General features: G+C 42.1%; 1 protein-coding gene. It reads right to left on the reverse strand.

All coding sequences use genetic code 11. The features are described 5' to 3' along the window. Positions 1–401: TolC family protein (locus HC176_RS16045; RefSeq protein WP_167920006.1), on the reverse strand; the 401-nt coding region annotated here is incomplete at its 3' end. Positions 402–516 lie beyond the last annotated feature (115 nt).

A 516-nucleotide genomic window follows, 5' to 3' on the forward strand; every position in this document is an offset into this window, starting at 1 on the left:
CGTGCTGCTCTTGAACTGGCGATAATACTTTGATTGTATAGGGGTAATGTCGCCTGGGCTGTCATGTTGAACGAATTATCATAACCCGCCTCAATGACCGTTCCCCGTTCATCACCTTGCTGTCCGCCAAAGCCCTCTCCGGGAGGAAGGAAAAATACCGGCCTTTTGATGTTTCTCACATACTGCCCATCCACTCCAATATTGGGGAGAAAAGCTCCGTTGGCTGCTTTTAACTGGCTAATAGCTCTCTCAACTTCGAGCCTGGATATAAGAATGTCGGGATTTCCCGTAACTGCACTCGCAACGGTTTCCTCAAGACTTACATAAAGGGTATCCTGTGCACTTGTAATACCCGTCCAAAAAAGAAGAAGGACCAGGGGGGAAATCAAAATGTTTTTCATTTGCCTAAATGTTCTTACATTATAATGTTTGCTAATGATTTTTTTTATTTACTTATCCTCTTCTTTCATCGTTCTTCTACTATTGGATGCAAATTTCATATAAATAATGCATATG

Source organism: Tamlana crocina (assembly GCF_012037625.1).